This window comes from Rhizobium sp. BK619 (genome assembly GCF_014195245.1).
In the GTDB taxonomy this organism is placed as follows: domain Bacteria; phylum Pseudomonadota; class Alphaproteobacteria; order Rhizobiales; family Rhizobiaceae; genus Rhizobium; species Rhizobium acidisoli.
In genome coordinates this window covers 1-1,055 of sequence record NZ_JACIBH010000042.1, presented here as the reverse complement: position 1 = coordinate 1,055, position 1,055 = coordinate 1, and the positions used below count along the sequence as shown (strand labels likewise).

The 1,055-nt window shown below is 58.4% G+C and carries 1 protein-coding gene; it reads left to right on the top strand.

Going from position 1 to position 1,055, the window contains the following annotated elements; all coding sequences use genetic code 11:
* Positions 1 to 92 precede the first annotated feature (92 nt).
* Positions 93 to 1,039 (top strand): IS630 family transposase gene (locus FHX14_RS32765; RefSeq protein WP_184381272.1). Its coding sequence is split into 2 segments (ribosomal slippage): positions 93 to 432 and positions 432 to 1,039, totalling 948 coding nucleotides; the frame shifts between segments, so codons are not numbered across the junction.
* Positions 1,040 to 1,055: the final 16 nt, after the last annotated feature.

Genomic DNA, 1,055 nt, shown 5'->3' with positions numbered 1-1,055 from the left:
CTAGAGCGGCACCCGATCTGACTGAATCGCACTGGCTATTCAAATCATGATTTGGCTGATTCAATAGGAGCCGCCGGATGGAGGCGGCGGATATGTCGAAGGCTTTATCGATGGATTTGCGGGTGCGTGCTCTTGCTGCGGTTTCGCAGGGCTTGTCGCATCGGGCGGCGGCTGAACGTTTTGAGGTGAGCGCCGCCAGCATCAGCCGCTGGCGCAAGCTTGAGCGTGAACGAGGCGATGCCCGGCCTCATGCTCTCGGCGGAGATCGGCGCTCCGCCCGCATTGATGCGCACATGAATGCCATCCTCGAATCCTTGGGTCCGGACAAGGATGCGACCATCGAAGAGGTGCGGCGTAGCCTTGCCGAACAAGGACTGTTCTTCGGCTTCGGCACGATCCAGCGTTTCTTTGCCCGGCACAGCATCACGCGTAAAAAAAGAGTGCGCACGCCTCGGAGCAAGACCGTCCCGACATCCTGAAGCGGCGGCAGGAATGGTTCGACGGTCAGATCGACCTCGACCCCGCGCGCCTCGTCTTTATCGACGAGACCTGGGCTTCGACAAACATGGCGCGACGCCATGGCCGATGTGCAAGAGGCGAGCGCTTGCGCATCAGCGTTCCTCATGGTCATTGGAAAACCACAACCTTCATCGGAGCGCTGACGTTACGCGGCTTCATTGCTCCTTTCGTCATCGACAGACCGGTTAACCGCATCATTTTCGAAACATATGTCGAGAAGGTATTGCTGCCCGAGCTTCGACCCGGCGACGTCATCGTCATGGACAACCTGTCCAGCCACAAGGGGCCAAGGGTGCGGGAAATGATCGAGAGCGTCGGCGCGAGGCTCGAATACCTCCCGCCATACAGTCCGGATTTCAACCCCATCGAAAACGCGTTCTCAAAACTCAAGGCTCTGCTACGCAAGGCCGCCGAGCGCTCCATCGGCGGCCTCTGGACAACCATAGGCCGGTTACTCAACCTCTTCACCCCAAACGAGTGCCAGAACTATTTCGCTGCAGCTGGATACGATGCAATATGATCGGATTCCGCTCTAA